Annotated in this window: 20 protein-coding genes; 19 read left to right on the forward strand and 1 reads right to left on the reverse strand. The window is 69.3% G+C overall.

Annotated features, from left to right (window positions below; translation table 11 throughout):
- Positions 1–194: 194 nt before the first annotated feature.
- Positions 195–734 (reverse strand): PH domain-containing protein, encoded by a 540-nt coding sequence (locus tag ACFU9P_RS33105; RefSeq protein WP_384088151.1) that lies wholly within the window; start codon positions 732–734, stop codon positions 195–197.
- An 82-nt stretch (positions 735–816) separates the two neighbouring features.
- Between ACFU9P_RS33105 and ACFU9P_RS33110 the strand changes: the two genes are divergently transcribed.
- The 19 genes from ACFU9P_RS33110 to ACFU9P_RS33200 all read left to right on the forward strand — a co-directional run bounded on the left by ACFU9P_RS33110 (position 817) and on the right by ACFU9P_RS33200 (position 18,312).
- The gene (locus ACFU9P_RS33110; protein ID WP_384088154.1) at positions 817–1,344 is read left to right on the forward strand and encodes a helix-turn-helix domain-containing protein; all 528 of its coding nucleotides are present in this window, start codon (positions 817–819) and stop codon (positions 1,342–1,344) included.
- Between the two features lie 3 nt (positions 1,345–1,347).
- Positions 1,348–2,625: a PBSX family phage terminase large subunit gene (locus tag ACFU9P_RS33115; RefSeq protein WP_384088157.1), complete on the forward strand. Its 1,278-nt coding sequence runs from the start codon at positions 1,348–1,350 to the stop codon at positions 2,623–2,625.
- On the forward strand, positions 2,622–2,780 hold the full coding sequence (locus ACFU9P_RS33120) for a hypothetical protein (RefSeq protein ID WP_384088160.1): 159 nt from the start codon (positions 2,622–2,624) through the stop codon (positions 2,778–2,780). The genes ACFU9P_RS33115 and ACFU9P_RS33120 overlap by 4 nt, the downstream gene beginning before the upstream one ends.
- Positions 2,780–4,294, forward strand: a complete 1,515-nt coding sequence (locus ACFU9P_RS33125; RefSeq protein WP_384088163.1) for a phage portal protein — start codon at positions 2,780–2,782, stop codon at positions 4,292–4,294. The genes ACFU9P_RS33120 and ACFU9P_RS33125 overlap by 1 nt, the downstream gene beginning before the upstream one ends.
- A 13-nt stretch (positions 4,295–4,307) precedes the next feature.
- On the forward strand, positions 4,308–5,447 hold the full coding sequence (locus tag ACFU9P_RS33130; RefSeq protein ID WP_384088166.1) for a phage minor capsid protein: 1,140 nt from the start codon (positions 4,308–4,310) through the stop codon (positions 5,445–5,447).
- A gap of 77 nt (positions 5,448–5,524) precedes the next feature.
- Positions 5,525–6,310: a hypothetical protein gene (locus tag ACFU9P_RS33135; protein ID WP_384088169.1), complete on the forward strand. Its 786-nt coding sequence runs from the start codon at positions 5,525–5,527 to the stop codon at positions 6,308–6,310.
- A gap of 21 nt (positions 6,311–6,331) precedes the next feature.
- Complete coding sequence (locus tag ACFU9P_RS33140; protein ID WP_384088171.1) at positions 6,332–7,285, forward strand: P22 phage major capsid protein family protein; 954 nt, start codon at positions 6,332–6,334, stop codon at positions 7,283–7,285.
- Positions 7,286–7,373: 88 nt separating this feature from the next.
- Complete coding sequence (locus ACFU9P_RS33145; protein WP_384088174.1) at positions 7,374–7,643, forward strand: hypothetical protein; 270 nt, start codon at positions 7,374–7,376, stop codon at positions 7,641–7,643.
- Between the two features lie 10 nt (positions 7,644–7,653).
- On the forward strand, positions 7,654–8,067 hold the full coding sequence (locus ACFU9P_RS33150; protein ID WP_384088177.1) for a hypothetical protein: 414 nt from the start codon (positions 7,654–7,656) through the stop codon (positions 8,065–8,067).
- A complete protein-coding gene (locus ACFU9P_RS33155; RefSeq protein WP_384088179.1) occupies positions 8,064–8,381 on the forward strand; it encodes a hypothetical protein in 318 nt (105 codons plus the stop codon). The genes ACFU9P_RS33150 and ACFU9P_RS33155 overlap by 4 nt, the downstream gene beginning before the upstream one ends.
- A complete protein-coding gene (locus tag ACFU9P_RS33160) occupies positions 8,378–8,728 on the forward strand; it encodes a hypothetical protein (protein WP_384088182.1) in 351 nt (116 codons plus the stop codon). The genes ACFU9P_RS33155 and ACFU9P_RS33160 overlap by 4 nt, the downstream gene beginning before the upstream one ends.
- A 60-nt stretch (positions 8,729–8,788) precedes the next feature.
- A complete protein-coding gene (locus tag ACFU9P_RS33165) occupies positions 8,789–9,220 on the forward strand; it encodes a minor capsid protein (RefSeq protein ID WP_384088185.1) in 432 nt (143 codons plus the stop codon).
- Positions 9,221–9,228: 8 nt separating this feature from the next.
- Positions 9,229–9,711, forward strand: coding sequence for a phage tail tube protein (locus ACFU9P_RS33170; protein ID WP_384088188.1), 483 nt, complete (start codon positions 9,229–9,231; stop codon positions 9,709–9,711).
- On the forward strand, positions 9,660–10,226 hold the full coding sequence (locus ACFU9P_RS33175) for a hypothetical protein (RefSeq protein WP_384088191.1): 567 nt from the start codon (positions 9,660–9,662) through the stop codon (positions 10,224–10,226). Before ACFU9P_RS33170 ends, ACFU9P_RS33175 begins: the two co-directional genes overlap by 52 nt.
- A gap of 237 nt (positions 10,227–10,463) precedes the next feature.
- Positions 10,464–13,427, forward strand: coding sequence for a hypothetical protein (locus ACFU9P_RS33180; protein WP_384088194.1), 2,964 nt, complete (start codon positions 10,464–10,466; stop codon positions 13,425–13,427).
- Positions 13,428–14,405 carry a phage tail protein gene (locus ACFU9P_RS33185; RefSeq protein WP_384088197.1) on the forward strand — a complete coding sequence of 326 codons (978 nt, stop codon included), beginning with the start codon at positions 13,428–13,430 and terminating at the stop codon, positions 14,403–14,405.
- 9 nt (positions 14,406–14,414) lie between these two features.
- A complete protein-coding gene (locus ACFU9P_RS33190; protein ID WP_384088200.1) occupies positions 14,415–15,569 on the forward strand; it encodes a siphovirus ReqiPepy6 Gp37-like family protein in 1,155 nt (384 codons plus the stop codon).
- 50 nt (positions 15,570–15,619) lie between these two features.
- Complete coding sequence (locus ACFU9P_RS33195) at positions 15,620–16,516, forward strand: hypothetical protein (protein ID WP_384088203.1); 897 nt, start codon at positions 15,620–15,622, stop codon at positions 16,514–16,516.
- The gene (locus tag ACFU9P_RS33200) at positions 16,516–18,312 is read left to right on the forward strand and encodes a glycosyl hydrolase family 28-related protein (protein ID WP_384088205.1); all 1,797 of its coding nucleotides are present in this window, start codon (positions 16,516–16,518) and stop codon (positions 18,310–18,312) included. Before ACFU9P_RS33195 ends, ACFU9P_RS33200 begins: the two co-directional genes overlap by 1 nt.
- The last annotated feature ends 64 nt before the right edge of the window (positions 18,313–18,376 follow it).

The following is an 18,376-nucleotide window of genomic DNA, read 5'->3' on the forward strand; positions in this document are numbered from 1 at the left end:
CCGTCCGCTGTGCCGGGGGCGCCGGGGGGAGCTACCCCCGGGGGGGGCCCCGCGCCTGCCACCACCGCCATGTAGTTGCGCGATCGGCCCTTCGTGTCGCACTATGAGCCGACGGATCCGGGCTGCCCGGAAACGCCCACACACCACCGAAGGCCCCGACCACCAACGCTGGTCGGGGCCTTCGACGTGCCGCGTCAGATGCTGTTCAGGATCGCCGTACGACGCTCCTGGTACTCCTGGTCGCTGATCGCCCCGACCGCCCGAAGCTGGTCGAGTGTCGCCAGGCGGCTCGCCGGATCCTGCTGCTGTGGCACCGCTGCGGCGGCGGCAGGAACGCCCGGAGCAGCGCCGCCCCGCGCGAGCACCATGCGGAGCTTGTCTGCCAGAGCCTTACCGTTGTCCTTCGGCATGCTCTTGATCTCGGCTTTGTTCCCCGAGGCGAACACGGTCATCGTCCCCATGATCATGCCGCCCTGCCACTGGACCGAGCTGATCTTCGGGTACGGGAAGTCCTCCAGTTGCTGCCCCATGATCCCGTGCTTCAGGAAGATCAGGCGCATATTCGTCATCACGACCAGCCCGTTGCCCTTGCCGTAGATGCCCGTGGCGAGCATGTCGACAGTCTCGCCCTCCCACAGCACCTCGGGCAGCTTGGCGATCTCTCGCTTTGAGCCGAGCGTGCCGCTCAGCTTGGCCACAGCGGCGTCGATGTCCGGGCGCACATTGGTAGACATGGGTTCCCCTCCCTAGTGGTGTCCGGATCGTACCGATCGGGCCCGACGGAAGGCGTTCAAACGCCGAAGGGGGCGACGCCATATGGCCAAGGGCAACCCCGTCACCGAAGCCGAACGGAAACGCGTCCGCGAGCTGCACGCCGAGGGCATGGGCCGGAATCAGATCGCCAAGGAGCTGAAGCGCAGCGGCCGGACGATCAGCGACATCGCCACAGACCTCGGCATCAGCTTCGCCGCCCGCGCCGGCCAAGTCGCCGCCGCCACCGAGGTCAGGCAGATGGACCTCGCAGAACGCCGCGTACGCCTCGCCGAGAACTTCCAGGCGGACGCCGAGCGGCTCCGCGAGCAGATGTGGGAGCCCACCACCGTGTGGTCGTTCGGTGGCAAGGAGAACACCTACGAGGAGCACACCTTCCCCGAGGCGCCGGCCGACGTGAAGCGCACGCTCATGAGTGCTGCCGGTACCGCCATTGACCGGTCGCTCAAGTTGTCGCCACCGAAGGACGAGACCGGCACCGAGGAGGGCCTGGCGCTCATCACCAAGCTCATGTCCGGCCTGACCTCGGTCTACAAGGCCCAGCAGGACCAGGAGGCCGACGAGGGGGCATGACGCATGCTCCAGAACGTCGAGCTGCCGCTGAGCCGGAAGCAGATCGCATCCATCGTTGAGGCGACGGCCCGCATCAACATCTGGCACGGCGCGATCCGGTCCGGGAAGACGATCGCGAGCCTGATCGCGCTGCTCGCCGCCATCGCAACCGCGCCGCGCGCCGGCCTCATCCTCATCACCGGCCGCACGCTGGACACCATCGGCCGCAACATCATGGAGCCCCTGGTCGACCCCGGCATTTTCGGCTCGCTGGCCAAGCTGATCGTGTGGACGCCCGGGGCGAAGACCGCGGTCATCCTCGGCCGTACGGTCCACCTGATCGGCGCCAACGACCGCCGGGCAGAGGGGAAAATCCGAGGCGCCACCGTCTCCCTCGTCTACTGCGACGAAGTGTCGCTGCTCCCGAAGGACTTCTTCCGACAGCTCCTCGGCCGACTGTCCGTCAAGGGCGCGAAGCTGATGGGCACCACCAACCCGGACAACCCCGGGCACTGGCTGAAGAAGGAATACATCGACCGCGCGGGCGAGCTGAACCTCCGGTCGTGGCACTTCAACCTGGACGACAACCCCTCGCTGGACGAGGACTACGTCACCTCGCTGAAGAAGGAGTACGTCGGGCTCTGGTATCGGCGCTTCATCCTCGGCGCCTGGGTGCAGTCCGAGGGCGCCGTCTACGAGATGTTCGACCCTGCGGAACACGTCGTGCGGGACCTGCCGCGGATCGACCGCTGGCTCTGCGATGCCGTCGACTACGGCACGGTCAACCCCTTCGCGGACGTGCTGCTCGGGCTCGGATCCGACCGACGGTTGTACGTGGTCAGCGAGTACCGGCACGACTCGCGCATGGCCCGCCGCCAGCTCACCGATGCGGAGTACTCACGGGCCCGTCGCCAGTGGCTGGCGAAGGTTCCCGTCCCGCACTCGCCGTCCGTCGGTGTCAGCCCGGAGTGGACGGTCGTCGACCCGTCCGCGTCCAGCTTCATCGAGCAGCTCCACCGCGACGGAGTCACGGGCGTGACGACCGCTGACAACGCCGTCCTCGACGGCATCCGTACGGTCTCCAGCCTCTTCGCCACCGGCAACCTGCTGATCCATGAGTCCGCGACCGGCGCCATCGAGGAGCTGCCCGGCTACTCCTGGGACGACACCGCGGCGGAGGCCGGCAACGACGCACCGATCAAGGAAAACGATCACTCCTGCGACGCGTTGAGGTACGGCGTCCGTACGACCGAGTCGCTGTGGCGGCCCTACATCCCGACCCGGCTGGAGGTCGCCGCATGATGCCCACGGCTGATCAGGCGATCGCCAACGCGGCGCGGCTCCTGGAGCGGGCCGAGATCGAGCTCACGAACCTGCCGCTCATGGGGCAACTCGACAGCATCGCATCTTCATGGCTTCAGATGGCCGGGCTGCTGATGGAGAAGGAGCGCGACTGATGCCCCTGCCTACCGGCAACATCCCATGGCCTCCGAAGGACCTCAGGCCCGCCCTCGAATCCATGGCCCGCTGGGACACCTGGTGGTCCGGTGACCCGGATCGCCTGGAGCAGCTCTACGGCGGCGGCTCAGGCATCGGACTGGACGCTAAGCGCTACCAGTTCGCCGGCGGCGTGGTCGGCCGTGTGGCCCGCTGGTGGTGGGGCACCCCAACAGCCCCCGGCGAACGCCGTACGAAGCTCCATGTCCCGATCGCGGGGGACATCTGCTCCGGGTCGGCTGACCTGCTCTTCTCCGAGCCGCCGAAGATGACCGTCACCGACGATTCGACCACGAAACGCCTCGACACCCTGGTCGACGACGGCATGCTGGCCACGCTCCAGACTGCGGCCGAAGTGGGCGCCGTGCTCGGGGGCGTCTACCTGCGGCCCGTCTACGACAAGGACATCACCGATCAGCCCTGGCTCGACGCCGTGCATGCGGACCGCGCCCTGCCGGAATTCCGGTGGGGCAGGCTCGCCGCGGTGACGTTCTGGCAGATCGTGCACGAAGAGGACGGGCTGGTCTGGCGGCACCTGGAGCGCCACGAGCCGGGCGGCATCCAGCACGGCCTCTACCTGGGCACGAAGGAGAAACTCGGCCGCGCGGTGCCACTGGAGGACCACCCGAAGACCGCGGAATTCGCTGCCCTCGTCGACGATGAGGGCTGGCTGGAGACAGGGTTCGCCCGGCTCGATGTGGCACACGTCCCGAACGCCAACTCCCGCCGCTGGCGCTGCGAACCCGACCTCGCGGACCTGGGCCGGTCGGACCTCGACGGGGTCGAGCCGCTGATGGACGCCCTGGACGAGACCTACGCGTCATGGATGAGGGATATCCGCCTCGGGAAGGGCCGGATCGTCGTCCCAGACTCCTACCTGCAAAGCAACGGGCCGGGCCGGGGGGCGTCCTGGAATCCGGATCAGGAGGCTTTCGCGGGCATCAACATGCTGGCGCGCGCGGACTCCGGCCAGCAGCTCACCGTGGCCCAGTTCGCAATCCGTGTGGCCGAGCACCAGGGGACGGCAGAGGACCTGGTGAACCAGATCCTGAGATCGGCCGGCTACTCGGCGCAGACGTTCGGGCTCGGCGGGGACGTCGCGGTCACCGCGACCGAGGTCGTCTCCAAGGAACGTCGGAGCATGACGACCCGGGGCCGGAAGATCCTCCGCTGGCGCCCCGCGCTCGCCCACGCGACCGAGGCCCTGCTCGCCGTCGATAAGCACGTCTTCGGCGGCTCGGCGATCCCCCAGCGGCCAATCATCGAGTTCGAGGACTCCGTTCAGGAGGATCCGCTGACGCTCGCCAATACGACGGACGTCCTCCGGCGGGCTCAGGCTGCGTCCACGGACACGCTCGTACGGATGACGCATCCGGACTGGGACGACGCCGCGGTCCAGGCCGAGGTGGCCCGTATCCAGCAGGAGAACGGGACGGCTGTCCCGGATCCGACACGGATCGGCGCCATGGCGTAGGTGAGGGGGCGTCATGCCGGTGTCCCCAGCGATGGCGGAGGACCTGGCTCGCGAGGTCCGCGAGCTGTACGAGAGCGCCGAGACGGCGCTCCTGGAGCGTCTGGCGGCGGCTCTTGAGGCGGGCATCGATAGCCCTCGGTGGGCGGAGCTGAAGCTGGCAGCGGTGGGGAACCTGCGGAGCGCTGTCGAGATCATCTCGGCGGCGCTCCAGCAGGACGCCGACGGTGCGACCGCCCGCGCACTGATCGCCGCCTACAACCGGGGCCGGCAGGCGGCCGTGGCGGAGATGGGCGGGCTGGACATCGGCCGGGAGCTGGTGGCGCGCGACGTCCTGCCGAACGCCCCGGTGGTCGACCGCCTGGCCGCGAGCCTGGCCGAGGACACGCGCCCGCTGTACGTACGCATCACGCGCGCGATCATCGACACGTACCGGCGAGTCATCGCGCGCGCGTCCGGAACGGTCCTTCTGGGCGCCATGACGCGTAGGCAGGCCGCGCAACAGGCGCTCAACGAGTTCGCCAACAAGGGCATCACGGGTTTCGTGGATGCTGCCGGCCGCTCCTGGAACCTCGCCTCGTACGCGGAGATGGCCGTGCGCTCGGTCACCGCGCGCGCCGCGGTCGAGGGACATACAGACGCTCTCACCGAGCTGGGCTTGGCGCTCGTCATCGTCTCGGACGCCCCGCTGGAGTGCCCGCTCTGCCGCCCGTGGGAGGGCGAGATCCTCACGATCAACGGGCAGTCGGGCCCGCACACGGTGCGCGTGGATCACGCGGTCCAGCCGACCCGGCTGCTCGCTCGCCGCCGCACGGTCGCCGTGCACGTCGCCGGGTCGCTCACCGAGGCCCGTGCCGCCGGCCTGTTCCACCCGAGCTGTAGGCACTCCCTCGCGGCGTACCTGCCCGGGGTGACGACTCGTCCGCCGCATCACGCGACGCCAGGCACGACGTACGCGGACACTCAGCGGCAGCGCCAAATCGAGCGGCACATCCGCGCGTGGAAGCGGCGCCAGGCGGTCGCGCTCGACGAGGTCACGCGCCGCAGAGCCGGGGCGTACGTGCGGAAGTGGCAGGCCGCCCAGCGCGCGCACGTCGCAGCGCACCCCGATCTCCGGCGGAAGCCCGCGCGCGAGCAGATCGACCGCGCCATCTGACTTCGGCCCGCCAGGCGCGGGCCGGGAACACCGGTCGGCCAGGCGCCGGCCTTCCCTCAGCACCAGGAGTGCACGACATGCAGAAGCGAACCCTCCCTCGGCTGGCTGGTGCCGGCTGGGTACGCCCCTACGCCACGGGCCCTTTCGACCCGTACCTGTACGCCAACGGCGGGGACGGAGGCGACTCCGGATCCGACCGCGACGACAACGACGGCGGGAATGACGACGGCCAGGACGACGACGATGCCGGCGGGACCGGGGACGACGACGGCCAGGACGACGACGCGGGCAAGGACGACGGCAAGCAGAAGCCCAAGCCCCCAGCCAAGGCCGAAGAAGACCCGGCGGCTGAGTTGGGCCGACTCCGTAAGGAGCTGAAGTCCGCGAACGCCGAGGCTGCGAAGGCCAGGACGACGGCGAAGAAGGCTGCTGCTGACGAGGCCCGATCCGAGATCACGAAGGAGCTGGGCAAGGTCCTCGGCCTGATAAAGGACGACGACACGGCTCCGCCGGACCCGGCCGCGCTCACCGCGCAGATCGAGAAGGCGACCGCGGCTCACCGTGAGACGGCGGTCGAGCTGGCGGTGTACCGGGGTGCGGCGAAGTTCGGCGCTGACCCGGACGCCCTCACCGACTCCCGCACGTTCCTGCGGTCGATCAAAGACCTCGACCCGGCCGACGAGGGTTTCGCGAAGGCCGTGAACGCCGCGATCAAGACGGCTGTCGAAGCCAATCCGAAACTCAAAGCCGCAGGCCAGGCGCCCACACGCACATCCGCCAACTTCAGCGGCAAGACCGAGAAGCCCAGCCGGACCACCGGTGTCGACGCCCAGCGCGAAGCACGCCGCAAGGCCCGCCGCTGAGCCACACAAGAGAGGGCCCCGATGGCCAACAGTTTCCTGACCCCCGACATCATTGCGCAGCGGGCGCTCGCCACCCTGTACGAAGAGACGCACATGGCGCAGCTCGTGCACCGCGACTACGAGGCCGACTTCGCCGGCCGCGTGGGCGACACGATCACCGTGCGGAAGCCCGCTACCTTCGTTGCGACCGAGTTCAACCGCGGCACGGGCATCGTCCCGCAGAACGCCACCGAGTCCGGGGTCGCCATCACCCTGAACCACTTCCCAGACGTTTCCTTCACGGTGACGACGGAGCAGCTCAACCTGGAGATCCAGGACTTCGGCGAGCAGCTCCTCGACCCGGCGATGGAGGCGATGGCCCAGAAGATCGACCGGGACCTTCTCTCGCTCCGGGACGACATCGTGCAGGAGGTCGGCGGGGTCGCCGAAAACACCGGGGGCGAGGAGTACAACTACCCGAACGGGGCGTACCCCTGGAGCGACTCCCGAGTCCTGATCCAGGCCGGCGCGCTCCTCGACACGAAGAACGTGCCGCCCCTCTCCCGGAACGTCGTGGTGGGGCCGCGCACGAAGGCCCGCTGGATGGCGGAGAAGGTATGGAGGACGGCCGACCAGCGGGGCGACACCGAGGGCCTCCGCGAGGCCAGCTTCGGCCCGCGGACGTCCGGCTTCGACCCGTACATGACGCAAAACATTGCGGGCCCGGACGCCGACCCGGACGCGGGCGAACCGACCACCGAAGTGAACGTCGCCTTCCACCGGACCGCGTTCGCGCTGGTCACCCGGACGCTGGAGGTTCCGCCAGGAGCACAGGACGCGGCGATCATGGACTACAAGGGCTTCGCGCTGCGCGTGGTCTACGACTACGACATCAAGTACAAGCAGACCGTCGTCTCGGTCGACTGCCTGTACGGCACCAAGACGTTGGACGCGAACCGCGCCGTCCTGATCAAGGGCGCGGACGCGACCTCCTGACCCGGCAATGGGCGACGGGATGGTGGGGCGCCGGAGGTGGTCCGGCGCCCCACCGCACACCTCCGCCGAGACACCCCAGGAGGGGCCAATGACGCAGTACAAGAACGAGAACACCGGGGACATCGTCACCCTGCCGGCGCCGCGCGGGCGCCTGGAGCGGCTGGCGAACTGGACCCGCCTCGACCCAGAGGAGCCGACCCCGGCCGGGCCTGTGCGTCCGGCGCGGTCCGCGAAGAAGGACGAGTGGGTGGCCTACGCGCGCACCCGCGTGCAGAACTCCGACGAGGAGGCCGCGATCGACGGCCTTACCCGCGACGAGCTGATCGCCCGGTACGGCGACGACGGCACGAGCGCATAGGGGGGTGGCCGTGGCCCGCGTCTACGCGACGGCCGCCGAGTACCTGGCGTTCACCGGGGAGGAGGTGCCCGACGAGGGGGCGCTCGCCCGCGCGTCGCGGTTCCTCGACAGCCGGGTCCTCCGGCTGTGCTGGTACAAGGTGGATGGCTTCGGGATGCCCACCGATCCAGTCGTGGCAGAAGCGTTCGCGGCGGCGGTGTGCGAACAGGTCAGATGGTGGGAGGAGACCGGCGACGAACTCGGTGTCGCCGGACGGTGGGGGACGGTGAAGCTGGGCTCGGCCAGCCTGTCGGGTCCGGGCGGCGCATCGGGGTCCTCCGGGCCAGTTGGCGGCCGAGAGGTTGCGGACGCTGCGATGGAGGCGCTCCGCGGGCCGGACATGACGGCCGACCGGTTCGTCCTGGGGCTGGTGTGCTCATCATGAAGCTCCCGAAGATCTGGCTCCAGCACACGATCACCGTCGAGCCGTACGAGGGCTCCGGAGCGTACGGCCCCGTCTACGGGGCACCGGTCGACGTCGAAGGCTTTCTGGAGCAGACGGCACGCCTAGTCCGCGCCCCGGGCGGGGACGAGGTGGTCGCCTCGTCGACGTTCTACTGCCGGCGCGGCGCCGTGAATGCTCCGACGAAGTCCAAGGTCACACTGCCCGACGGCACGAAGACCACGGTCATCGTCGCGCACGACCGCGCGGCCGGGCGCCTGCCGCTCCCCGAGCACCTGGAGGTGATCCTCCAGTGACGCAGTACGCACGCATGTCCTGGGAGGGCCGACGCCTGTGGACGTCCCGAGGGCAGCGTCTCGCGGGCGAGGGGCTCCAGCGGGCGCTGGAGCACACCCTCGGCGTCTCGAACGACCACGTGCCGCTGGAAGAGGGCACGCTGGAGCGCTCGGGCCGCGCAACCCGCGACGGCCTGAACGGCGCGATCACCTACGACACCGTGTACGCCGTTGTGCAACATGAGCGGTTGGACTACAAGCACCTGCCCGGCCGGACCGCCAAATACCTTGAAAACGCCATGAATTCGGAGCGTGAAGTCATGCTCCGGCTCATGGCCGTACCGCTGCGGGCCTGGCTCCGCGGCTGACCCGTCCGCCCTTCCTGGCCCCGCTCGTACGGGGCCTTTCGCCTGTCCGGAGGGGGTGCCGTGGGCTTCACCAGCGATCTCCTGTCCGGCCTCGCCGTGCTCATGGATGGCGAAGGGCTGGGCGTGTACCGGCCGTCCGGTGTCTACGCGGCGGACGAGACCGGCATCACAATCGCCAAGGTCCCCGAGGCGCCGGACCGGATCATCTCCCTCACCCCCTACCCGGTCGAAGACACCGGCGGCACAGACGTGATCACCGCCGTGCAGATCCGGATGCGTGCCGGTCCGGACCCGCGCGAGGTCCTCGACCTGGCCGACAGCGTGCGCGACCTCCTGCACGGCCGGGAGGACGTCTACCTCGGGCCGGTCCGGGTCGCTCTGGCGTGGCGTCAGTCGCAGGCCTTGATGGGCCAGGACGTGCACTCCCGCGAGGAGCTGTCCGCCAACTACTACCTGCGGACGAGTCGGTCCGCTCCCTACGTGTACGAATAGGAGGGGCCATGACGACGCCCCCACAGACCGCCACAGAAACAGCGCTGGCCCGCCGCTGGAAGCTGGAAATCAACATGGGCACGGCGGACGAGCCCGATTGGCAACTCTGCCCCGGAATCACCGAATTCCAGTGGACCGCGGCACCCAATCATGAGGACTCGTCGGAATATGACGGTGAGGGCTGGGCTGGGAACGACAAAACCGGCCAGGCGTGGGAGGTCGTGGCTACTTTCAACCGGAAGGTCTCGCCCGACTCCACCGTGTACTCCCCGGTGCACGAGGCAATCAGGCTCGCCTTCTTCGCCAACGGTGACGCCTCGCGGAATCACCTGCGCTTCCTGGACCGCAAGGGCGGGCCCGAGGCGTACGAGGGGCGGGCCCTGCCGGTCTGGGAGCCGCAGGGCGGCCCGTATACGGCTCTTGACCAGATCCAGTGCACATGGACTGGTACGGGCCCGCTCACGCCGATCACGAATCCGCTGGCCGTTTGATGGGGCGCTTTCAGGCGCTGGACGACTTCCAGGACGACAGCCTCACTCTCCCGGTCAAGTTCCGGGACGGCACGATGCGCGACGTGGTCATCCCCGGCCCCTCAGCCGAGAAGGGCCTGAAGATCCAGACCGTCATGGAGAGCGGCCTTGCACTGGCCGCCGGCGGAGCTGAACCGAGCGAGGAAGTCCTCGATGATGCGCGCGAGCTGGACCTGTACAAGGACGCGCTCGGGCCGCGGTACGACGAGCTGCTGGCCGGGCTGGACTGGCCGCGCTTCAAGCACGTCGCAATCACCACTGTCCTGTGGATCGCACACGACAGTGAAACCGCCGAGAAGTACTGGACCTCGGGCGGCGACAGCGACCCTTCTCCCCAGGCCCCGAATCGGGAGACGCGCCGGGCGGCCTCATCGGCTGCGGCGAAGTCGACCCGCACACGGGGCTCCACGAGTGGTACGAGTACCCGCCCGGCCAAGCCCCGCGCCGCCAAAAAGGCGGCGGCCGACCCGACCTGAACTGGGGCCTCCTGCTGGAGCAATGGCCGCTGATCGAGGCTGATCTCCACGAGGTCTACGGCATCGACGTCGGTGCCCCATTGCTGCTGGCCGAGCGGTCCTGGCGCTGGCTGAAGATCCGGATCTACGGCCTCCTGAGTTCCGAGTGCCGTCTCTCCCGACACTTCGCACCTCCCGAGCCACGGTAGACCGCACCTCCACCTCCACCCCTGAACTACGGCCGAAAGGGGTGCGACGGTGCTCAACCTTGGTGAGCTGGTCGCCGGGCTCCGCCTGAACGACAGGCCGTACACCAGGACGCTGACCTCTGCCGAGCTGCGCCTGCGCGGCTTCACGCGCGATGCCGACGGCCGCCTGAGGGATCTCCACGGTCGGTTCACGACCGAGTCGGAGGCGATGGGGCGCTCCCTCTCCCGGCGCATTGGCGAGGGCGCCCGCGGAGCGCTATCCGGTCTCCAGCGGCTCGTGCCCGCGGTTGCGGCTGTCGAGCTGGGCGTGCCTGCGGTCGCGGCAGTCGCGACCGCCTTGGGAAGCGTTGCCGCAGGTGCGGTCGCGGCCGGTATCGCGGTGAAGGCATTCACCCTGGCCGCGCAGCCGCAGCTCGACGCGGTGAAGGACGCGGCTACGGCCGCCGAGGCGGCGGACGCTGCTCACGAGAAGGTGCTGCTGAAGAAGCAGCTCGCGACGAAGCTCGCCGCGAAGGGCGGGAAGGAGTACAAGCGGGCGCTCGCCGAGGTCGAGGCCGCGACGAAGGCCGCGACGGAAGCCGACGCTGCTGCTGCGGTGGCGATGCAGGACCTGCCGCCAGCCACCAGGGCGACGGCGAAGGCGTTCGCTGCGCTGAAGGGCGACTATCAGGACTGGTCTGACAGCCTGTCCGGCACGACGATGCCTCTTTTCACCCGCGGCATCGAGATCCTGCGTGCTCTGCTGCCGACGCTGACGCCCTTCGTACGGGCCGCAGCGTCGGCACTGGGCGACCTGCTTGACCGGGTCGCGGTCGGGGTGAAGAGCGCCAACTTCAAGGGGTGGGCGGCGGATATGGCTGCCGCGTCCGGGACCGCCCTGCGCGATTTCGTCCTGATCATCGGCAACCTCGCCAGGGGTTTCGCTGGGTTGCTCCAGGCTTTCCTCCCGACCTCGGCCGCAGTGACCGGCGGCTTGGTGGGGATGACGGCCGCCTTCGCGGCCTGGGGCGTTGGTCTCAAGAACACCGAAGGCTTCGCGAGCTTCTTGGAGAAGGCGGACGAGGGCGGCGCAACGCTGGCCGTGCTCGCCGAAGCCGCGCTCGCGGTCCTGACCGCCGCCGCGCCGCTTCTCGGTGTGACGACACTGGTCGCGCGCGCCTTCGGCGAGGTCGTCAGCAACACCCCGGCCCCCGTCCTGACCACGCTGGTCACCGTACTGGCCGCTGTGAGGATCGGAATGATCCTGTACGGGGCCGGTTCGGCCGTAGTGGCTACCGCGAACGCGGTGATGGCCTCATCCACCTGGGCAGCCATCGCGGGCTGGACGCGGATGATGGCCGTGGGGCTGATGGTGTACGCCCGGATCGCGGGCGCTGCTGTCGTGTCGGCGGCGACAACATCGGCTGCGTGGGCGGGCAGTGCGCTCGCAGCGATCGGTACGTGGGTTGCGGCCGTCCTGCGGGCCTCAGCCGTGGCCGTGGCGCAGTTCGCGCTGATGGCCGCGCGGGCTGTGGTGTGGGCCGCGACGATGGCCGCTCAATGGCTCGTGGCGATGGGGCCTGTGGGCTGGGTGATCGCTGTGGTTGTGGGCCTGGTCGCGGTCATCGTGGCGAACTGGGACAAGATCAAAAAGTGGACCGGTCAGGCGTGGGACTGGGTCTTGGGAAAGATCAAAAGCGTCGGCGCATCGATCCTCAGCTACATCATGAACATGCCTCTGGTCAGCTTCTTCCTGAGGCACTGGGATCGCATCCGTACGGGCGTCGCCACCAAGGTAGTAGGGCTGATCTCGTACGTACGGTCCCTCCCCGGCCGGATCAGCAGCGCACTGGGCAACCTCGGCACCCTGCTGGTCGGCAAAGGGATCTCGATCGTCCAGGGCCTGTGGAACGGCATCTCCAGCATGGGCGGCTGGATCAGCTCCAAGCTGACTGGCTGGGCCAAGTCGATGATTCCCGGCCCGATCGCGAAGGCATTGGGGATTGCCAGCCCGTCCAAGGTGACCACAGCACAGGGCAGGTGGATCGCCCGCGGCCTGGTGGAAGGCCTCACCGGCACCTCGAAACAGGTACGGTCGGCCGCCACGAAGCTCGCGGACATCGTCCGCGATGGCCTGAACCCGGGGAAAAAGCGCAGCGCGGCGCTGGCGAAGATCAGCAGCGGGACAAAAACGCTGGCCACGCTCGCCTCCCGGGAAGCCTCGCTCGCGGCGCGGCTCAAGGCCACGACGAAAAGCCTCAGTGATCAGATCAAGGCCCGCGACAAGCTTGCCGCCGACATCGCGGGCGGCGTACTCGACGCGGCGAACATCACCGCAGGTGGAGGGGGCCCTACCACTGCCGAAGCCGTCCTCGGGAATCTCACCAATCGGCTCCAACAGGCTCAGTTGTTCGCCACTCAACTCGCGAAGCTCCGCGAGAAGGGCGTCAGAAGCGACCTGATCGCGCAGATCGCGGAGGCCGGAGTCGAGCAGGGCCTCGGCACCGCCAACGCCCTGGCCACGGCGAGTGCCGCGCAGATCAAGCAGATCAACGGCGCACAGGGGGCACTCGTCACCGCGGCCAGCCGGGCTGGCGCGGTGGCCGGGGACGCGATGTACGGAGCCGGCATCCGGTCCGCGCAGGGCCTGGTGAAGGGGCTCCAGTCACAGCAAAAGGCGATCGAGAAGCAGATGATGACGATCGCCCAGTCCATGTCCAAGGCGATCAGGACGGCACTCGGGATCAAGAGCCCGTCCCGCGTCATGGCGCAGGTGGGCGCGTACACGGCCGAAGGGCTGCGGCGGGGCATTGAGTCTGGCCGACGGGCAGTCGACAGGTCCATGACCAGCCTCGTATCCCCGCCCTCGGGGTTTCAGCCAGCGAGGGGGGCGGCGGGCAGCCGTGGGGCGGCGTCGACGGACAGGCGTACGTACACCACCTACAACCTGACGCAGCGGGAGATGACGATCCGGGACCTGGAGGTGCTCCAGCGCCGCCAGGACGCCCGCGCCAGAGTGGGGAGGCCACGATAGATGCCGCTCATCGCAGCCCCCGTCGTTGCCCCGCCGGAGACCGGGGAGCCGCCTGCGGGCGGTGGCGGCGGGATCATCCTCCCGGAGCTGGGCCGGGCCACCGTCACCTACTACGACCCAACGGGGGTGGCGTGGCCGCTGACGACGCGGGCACTGGGCTGGACCACCCTCGCTGAGGGCGTGAGCGGTTTGGGGGCGGCGCCGTACGAGCTGACCACGGACGCGCGCCCGCGCGGGGGCGCGCGTCTGCGGCACGTGCAGGCACAGCCGCGGTCGATCGTGTGGCCGCTCCGAGTGTTCGGCAACACCCACATGGAGTTCGTGACCCGGTGGCGGGTGCTCGCGACCGCATTCACCAGGACGCTGCGGGAGGGCCCCGGGGTGCTGGAGATCGCCCGCCCGGACGGAACCCGCCGGCAGATCGCCGTGTTCTACGAGCAGGGTTTCGAGGGTCAGGGGTCGCGCGGTACGGGCTGGATCTCGGACACCGCCGTGATGAGCCTCTTTTGCGAGGACCCGTACTGGGTGGATCCCGTCCCGCTCACCGTGCACCGCGAACAGGGCGTCGGCCTCGACTTCCTGGCCCCGTACCCATCGGTGTCATCAAGTCAGGTCCTCGGCGCGACCACGGTCATGAACCCGGGCGACACGGTGATGTGGCCGGAGTGGACGATCACCGGTCCGGCATCACTGGTCGTCTTCACGCGCGAGGACACCGGCGAGTCCTTCACCCTCGACCCCAACGCCCCGGAGGTCGGCCACGGCAACCTGCTCGCCGGAGAGCAGGTCACGGTCAGGACCGATCCGCCGCAGGTCCGGTACCAGGACGGCGAGAACTGGGTGGGAGCCCTGGACTGGCCGACCGCCGTGCTGTGGGGCCTTGATCCCGGCACCACCCCCATCACCTTCCAGCTCGACGGCTCCGGCCCCGGCAGCGCGGTCGACATGGTGTTCAACCCGCGGTACGAGACCGCGTAAGGAGGCGCCGTGGCTATCCAACTGCTCGTCACAGACCCGGCGCTGAGGGTCCAGGGCGACCCGCTGGCCGACTGGCTGGCCCTCGACGCGACAGTGCGGTTCAACGAGCCGGGCACCGGCAGCGTCGAGTTGGTCGCTCACCCGCACGTCATGGCCCAGCTCCAGCCCGGGAACAGGCTCGTCGTGATCCGCGACAAGCAGATCTGGATGGCCGGGCCGATGGAGATCCCGCAGGATTTCTCCTGGGGGATCGGTGGCGAGGGGGAAGCCCCACCGGGGAAGGTGACCGTCAACTTCAGCGACGACTTGGCGCGGCCGGCAGGGTACCTGACGTGGCCCGCGCCAGCGTCGTCCTGGTCAGCGCAGCCGGACACAGCCCGGCAGATCACATCCGCCAGCGGCGAGACGATCATTCGTACGCTCGTGAACGAGAACTGCGGTCCGGGCGCGCTCGCCGCGCGGCGGATCCCCAACTTCGCGCTCGGACCGGCGGCCGCGGTCGGTACAACGACCAGCGTGAACACCCGCCTTGAGGGTCTGCTCGCCACATGTCGGCGGGTGGCGATCGACGGGGGCGGGCTGGGGTTCCGCACCCGCCAGACGAGCAGCCAAATCCTGTTCGAGGTCTACGAACCCGCCGACCTGACCGCGACAGCCCGCTTCTCAGCGGGGCTCGGCAACCTGCGGGCCGTCACATACCGGCAGTCCGCGCCGACCGTGACACACGCCCTGGTGACCGGCTCGGACCAAGCCGTCCCGCGCGCCTACGTGGAGGTCGCCGACGCGGGCGCCGCAGAAGCATGGTGGCGGGTGGAGCAGCTCGTCGACGGCACCGCCGACAGCGACGCTACGGGCGAGCTGACGCAGGAGGGACGGCAGGCCCTGGCTGAGGGCGCGGCTCCTGTGGAGCTGGCCACCGTGACGGTGGACACCGAGGACCTGAAGGCCGGCCACGACTTCCGCCTGGGTGACCGAGTCACCGTGGCTCTGCCGACCGGCGTTGAGGTAGCCGATCTGGTGCGGTCGATGCACCTTCAGGCCACCCCGGGCGTGGGCGAGCACGTCACATCGCTGATCGGCTCCCCTGAGGCGACGACGGATCCGCAGATCGTGCGGGTGGTACGCGAGCTGGGCCGACGGCTCGGCAGAATCGAAGCGAGGTAGCAGCAGTGGCCCAGGACTCTTGGCCATCCCCCGAGCACAACAGCCGGGAGGTGACCGACGCCGAATACGAGCAGCTTGCCGCGCGTTTCAGCGGCGACGGGATCTATGGCTCCCCGGCAGGTACACAGGTCGTGGCCGCGGGGGTCGGCCTGGCCGTGACCGTCCGCTCCGGCGCGCGCGCCAGCCTCAGGGGCCATAGCTGGTACTCCGGCACCACCGCCGTCAACCTGGCTGTCACCGCGAACACTTCGGGCCAGACACGTACCGACCGTGTGGTGCTGCGCCTGGACCGGGACGACTGGACCGTACGGGCCGTGGTGAAGCAGGGCACCCCCGGCAGCGGCGCCCCCGCACTCACCCAGAACACAGGCTCCACAGGCGTCTACGAGATCCCCCTCGCCCTGGTCACGATCCTGTCCGGGGCCGGGTCGGTCACCGTCGCCCGCGGGGAACTGTACGTCGGGGCACGCATCCGCCCCGGCCTGTCCACCGCCCGCAACCCGGAGCCGGAGCGCGGCGAGTTGCTGTTCGAGACCGACACCGGGCGCGTGCGGCTGTGGACGGGCAGCACCTGGCAGGGCGTCGTATCGTCCTCCGGCACCGTAGTGGTGGACTCGCCGCTGACGGGCTGGAGCATCGGCACCACGTCCGTACTGGAGGAACGGAACGGCGTGGTCAACCTGCGTCTTGGATCGTTCACGCGGACAGCGGGAACCCTCTCCAACACCACCCCGTCCCGTCTGCCGGTTCTCATCCCGGCCGCCTACCGGCATCCCACGCGGGACCAGTACGTGATCTGCTACGTCACCGGCGCCCAGATCGGACGCCTCACGGTCTACAGCAGGGTTGCTGACACTCCCGGACAGGTCTGGCTCACCCAGCACCCCGCCATCAGCACCGGCGAAAACGTCCTGGCCAGCTCCGGAATCAGTTGGGTGGTGGACTGATGCGGCACGAATACGGCGCAGGCGTCGCCGACTTCGTCGTCACCCCGGCCGACGGTCTATGGACCGTGGCCGTTGGCGCCGTGGTGACTTTCTGGGACTCGCCCACCGGCGGTACCCAGTACGTCGACCTGCTTGACGCCGGCAGCACCCCCATCACCTCCGTCACCGCTACCGAGTACGGGGCGCTGCCCCGGTTCTTCGGCCCCGATGGCGTCGTTGGGATGTGGGCGGACGCTGGCGGCGCGAGCCGCGCATGGATGCAGGCACACAGCACCGGCACCGACGAGGCCGCCGCCGGCAGCGTGCGCGACTGGCTCAACGTGCGCGACTACGGCGCGCAGGGCGACAACACGACCGACGACACCGCGGCGATCCAGGCCGCACTCGCCGCCTGCCAAATGGGCGGCATCGTCTACCTCCCCGCCGGCGCCTACCGCACCAGCGCGCCCCTGACCATCCCGCCTGCGGTCACCCTCATGGGCACGCACAGCAACCTGATGACGGTCCCGAACCTGACCGATCCGCCCTGCTACATCAAGCCGCTGCCGAGCTTCGTCGGTGAGGCGGTCATCATGCTGCTCGACGAGCTGCTCGGCGGCTACAGCACCATCAGCGCTGAACACCGGATTCTGTCCGTGATGATCGACGGCCAGGACCTGGAGGTCACAGCCGACGGGCTCCAGGCCAAGGGCAACATTCAGAACGTCGTACTGAGAGACCTAACAATCCGGCAGGTCACCGGCAACGGCATCTACACCGGCGAGAACGGCGGGTTCTTCCCCTATAGCTGGCGCTGCCACCGGGTGATGCTCGACAACAACGCTGGCCACGGGCTGAGCGTGCAGGTTATGACGGACATCAGCCTCATCGACTGCCAGGCCATCGGGAACTTCGCAACCGGCTTCGAGATCAACAACGCCGCGAACTCCCAGATGATCGGGTGCCGCGCGGAGTGGAACGGGAACCACGGCATCCACCTGACGGGCGACTGGGCGACCGGCACCGGCTCCGGCGGGATGCTCGTGGGTGACTGCTCGACCGACCGCAACGGCTTCAACGGGCTGTTGGTGGACGCAACGGGCAACCCGCCGATCCAGATCTCCAACCTGCACACCAGGCGCGACGGCCGCAACGGCGGCGCGGGCGGGGGGAACTTCGCCGGCCTCGCCTGCGACGGCGCCACCGTGCCCATCCTCGTCGAGGCGGTCACCTGCTACCCGGGCACCGACGACAACGGCAGCATGGCCAACAGCCCCCAGTTCGGCGCACGGTTCAGCGACTGCGAGTACGTCAGCGTCACCTCCGGATTCCTGCACGCGAACGATGCGGGCTGGAGCGACGGCGGCGGGAACGCGGTCCTGCGCCGAGGTATGAACATCGGCGAACGTACGGGCACCACCGCGGCACCGGTCGACGCGTTCGCCGTACCGTCCGGGGCCGGCGGGAACTTCACCGTGGGCGGCTACCTGGCCGCGGCATCGGGCCAGTCAGACGGGCAGTGGACCGTCTGGGACGGACAGGCCAAGGCCCTGCGCCTGGGTTCCGCCGGCGGGGGGCTCGCGATCGCCGAAGGAGCGAACGCCCGCATGGGCGCGGCCACCCTCGCGGCCGGCACAGTCACCGTCGCCAACACGGGGGTCACCGCCAACACGCGCATCGTGCCGTTCCGGCAGGCCGCAGGCGGAACGCTGGGACATCTGTCCGTCAGCCGCACCCCCGGCACGTCCTTCACCATCACGTCCAGCAGCAACACCGACACATCCGTCGTCGCCTGGCTGCTCGTCGAGCCCGCGTAAGAAGCGGCTCCACCCCGTACGCCCCGCGCCTCTCCTGGCCGGGGCTTCCTTCATTCCCCTGCGG

This window comes from Streptomyces sp. NPDC057617 (assembly GCF_042800555.1).
Taxonomy (GTDB): Bacteria; Actinomycetota; Actinomycetes; order Streptomycetales; family Streptomycetaceae; genus Streptomyces.

Excerpts from the sequence above, each read along its gene's own strand:
- ACFU9P_RS33105 (WP_384088151.1), bottom strand. The coding sequence starts at position 734 with ATGTCTACCAATGTGCGCCCGGACATCGACGCCGCTGTGGCCAAGCTG.
- ACFU9P_RS33110 (WP_384088154.1), top strand. The coding sequence starts at position 817 with ATGGCCAAGGGCAACCCCGTCACCGAAGCCGAACGGAAACGCGTCCGC.
- ACFU9P_RS33115 (WP_384088157.1), top strand. The coding sequence starts at position 1,348 with ATGCTCCAGAACGTCGAGCTGCCGCTGAGCCGGAAGCAGATCGCATCC.
- ACFU9P_RS33120 (WP_384088160.1), top strand. The coding sequence starts at position 2,622 with ATGATGCCCACGGCTGATCAGGCGATCGCCAACGCGGCGCGGCTCCTG.
- ACFU9P_RS33125 (WP_384088163.1), top strand. The coding sequence starts at position 2,780 with ATGCCCCTGCCTACCGGCAACATCCCATGGCCTCCGAAGGACCTCAGG.
- ACFU9P_RS33130 (WP_384088166.1), top strand. The coding sequence starts at position 4,308 with ATGCCGGTGTCCCCAGCGATGGCGGAGGACCTGGCTCGCGAGGTCCGC.
- ACFU9P_RS33135 (WP_384088169.1), top strand. The coding sequence starts at position 5,525 with ATGCAGAAGCGAACCCTCCCTCGGCTGGCTGGTGCCGGCTGGGTACGC.
- ACFU9P_RS33140 (WP_384088171.1), top strand. The coding sequence starts at position 6,332 with ATGGCCAACAGTTTCCTGACCCCCGACATCATTGCGCAGCGGGCGCTC.
- ACFU9P_RS33145 (WP_384088174.1), top strand. The coding sequence starts at position 7,374 with ATGACGCAGTACAAGAACGAGAACACCGGGGACATCGTCACCCTGCCG.
- ACFU9P_RS33155 (WP_384088179.1), top strand. The coding sequence starts at position 8,064 with ATGAAGCTCCCGAAGATCTGGCTCCAGCACACGATCACCGTCGAGCCG.
- ACFU9P_RS33170 (WP_384088188.1), top strand. The coding sequence starts at position 9,229 with ATGACGACGCCCCCACAGACCGCCACAGAAACAGCGCTGGCCCGCCGC.
- ACFU9P_RS33175 (WP_384088191.1), top strand. The coding sequence starts at position 9,660 with ATGGACTGGTACGGGCCCGCTCACGCCGATCACGAATCCGCTGGCCGT.
- ACFU9P_RS33185 (WP_384088197.1), top strand. The coding sequence starts at position 13,428 with ATGCCGCTCATCGCAGCCCCCGTCGTTGCCCCGCCGGAGACCGGGGAG.
- ACFU9P_RS33200 (WP_384088205.1), top strand. The coding sequence starts at position 16,516 with ATGCGGCACGAATACGGCGCAGGCGTCGCCGACTTCGTCGTCACCCCG.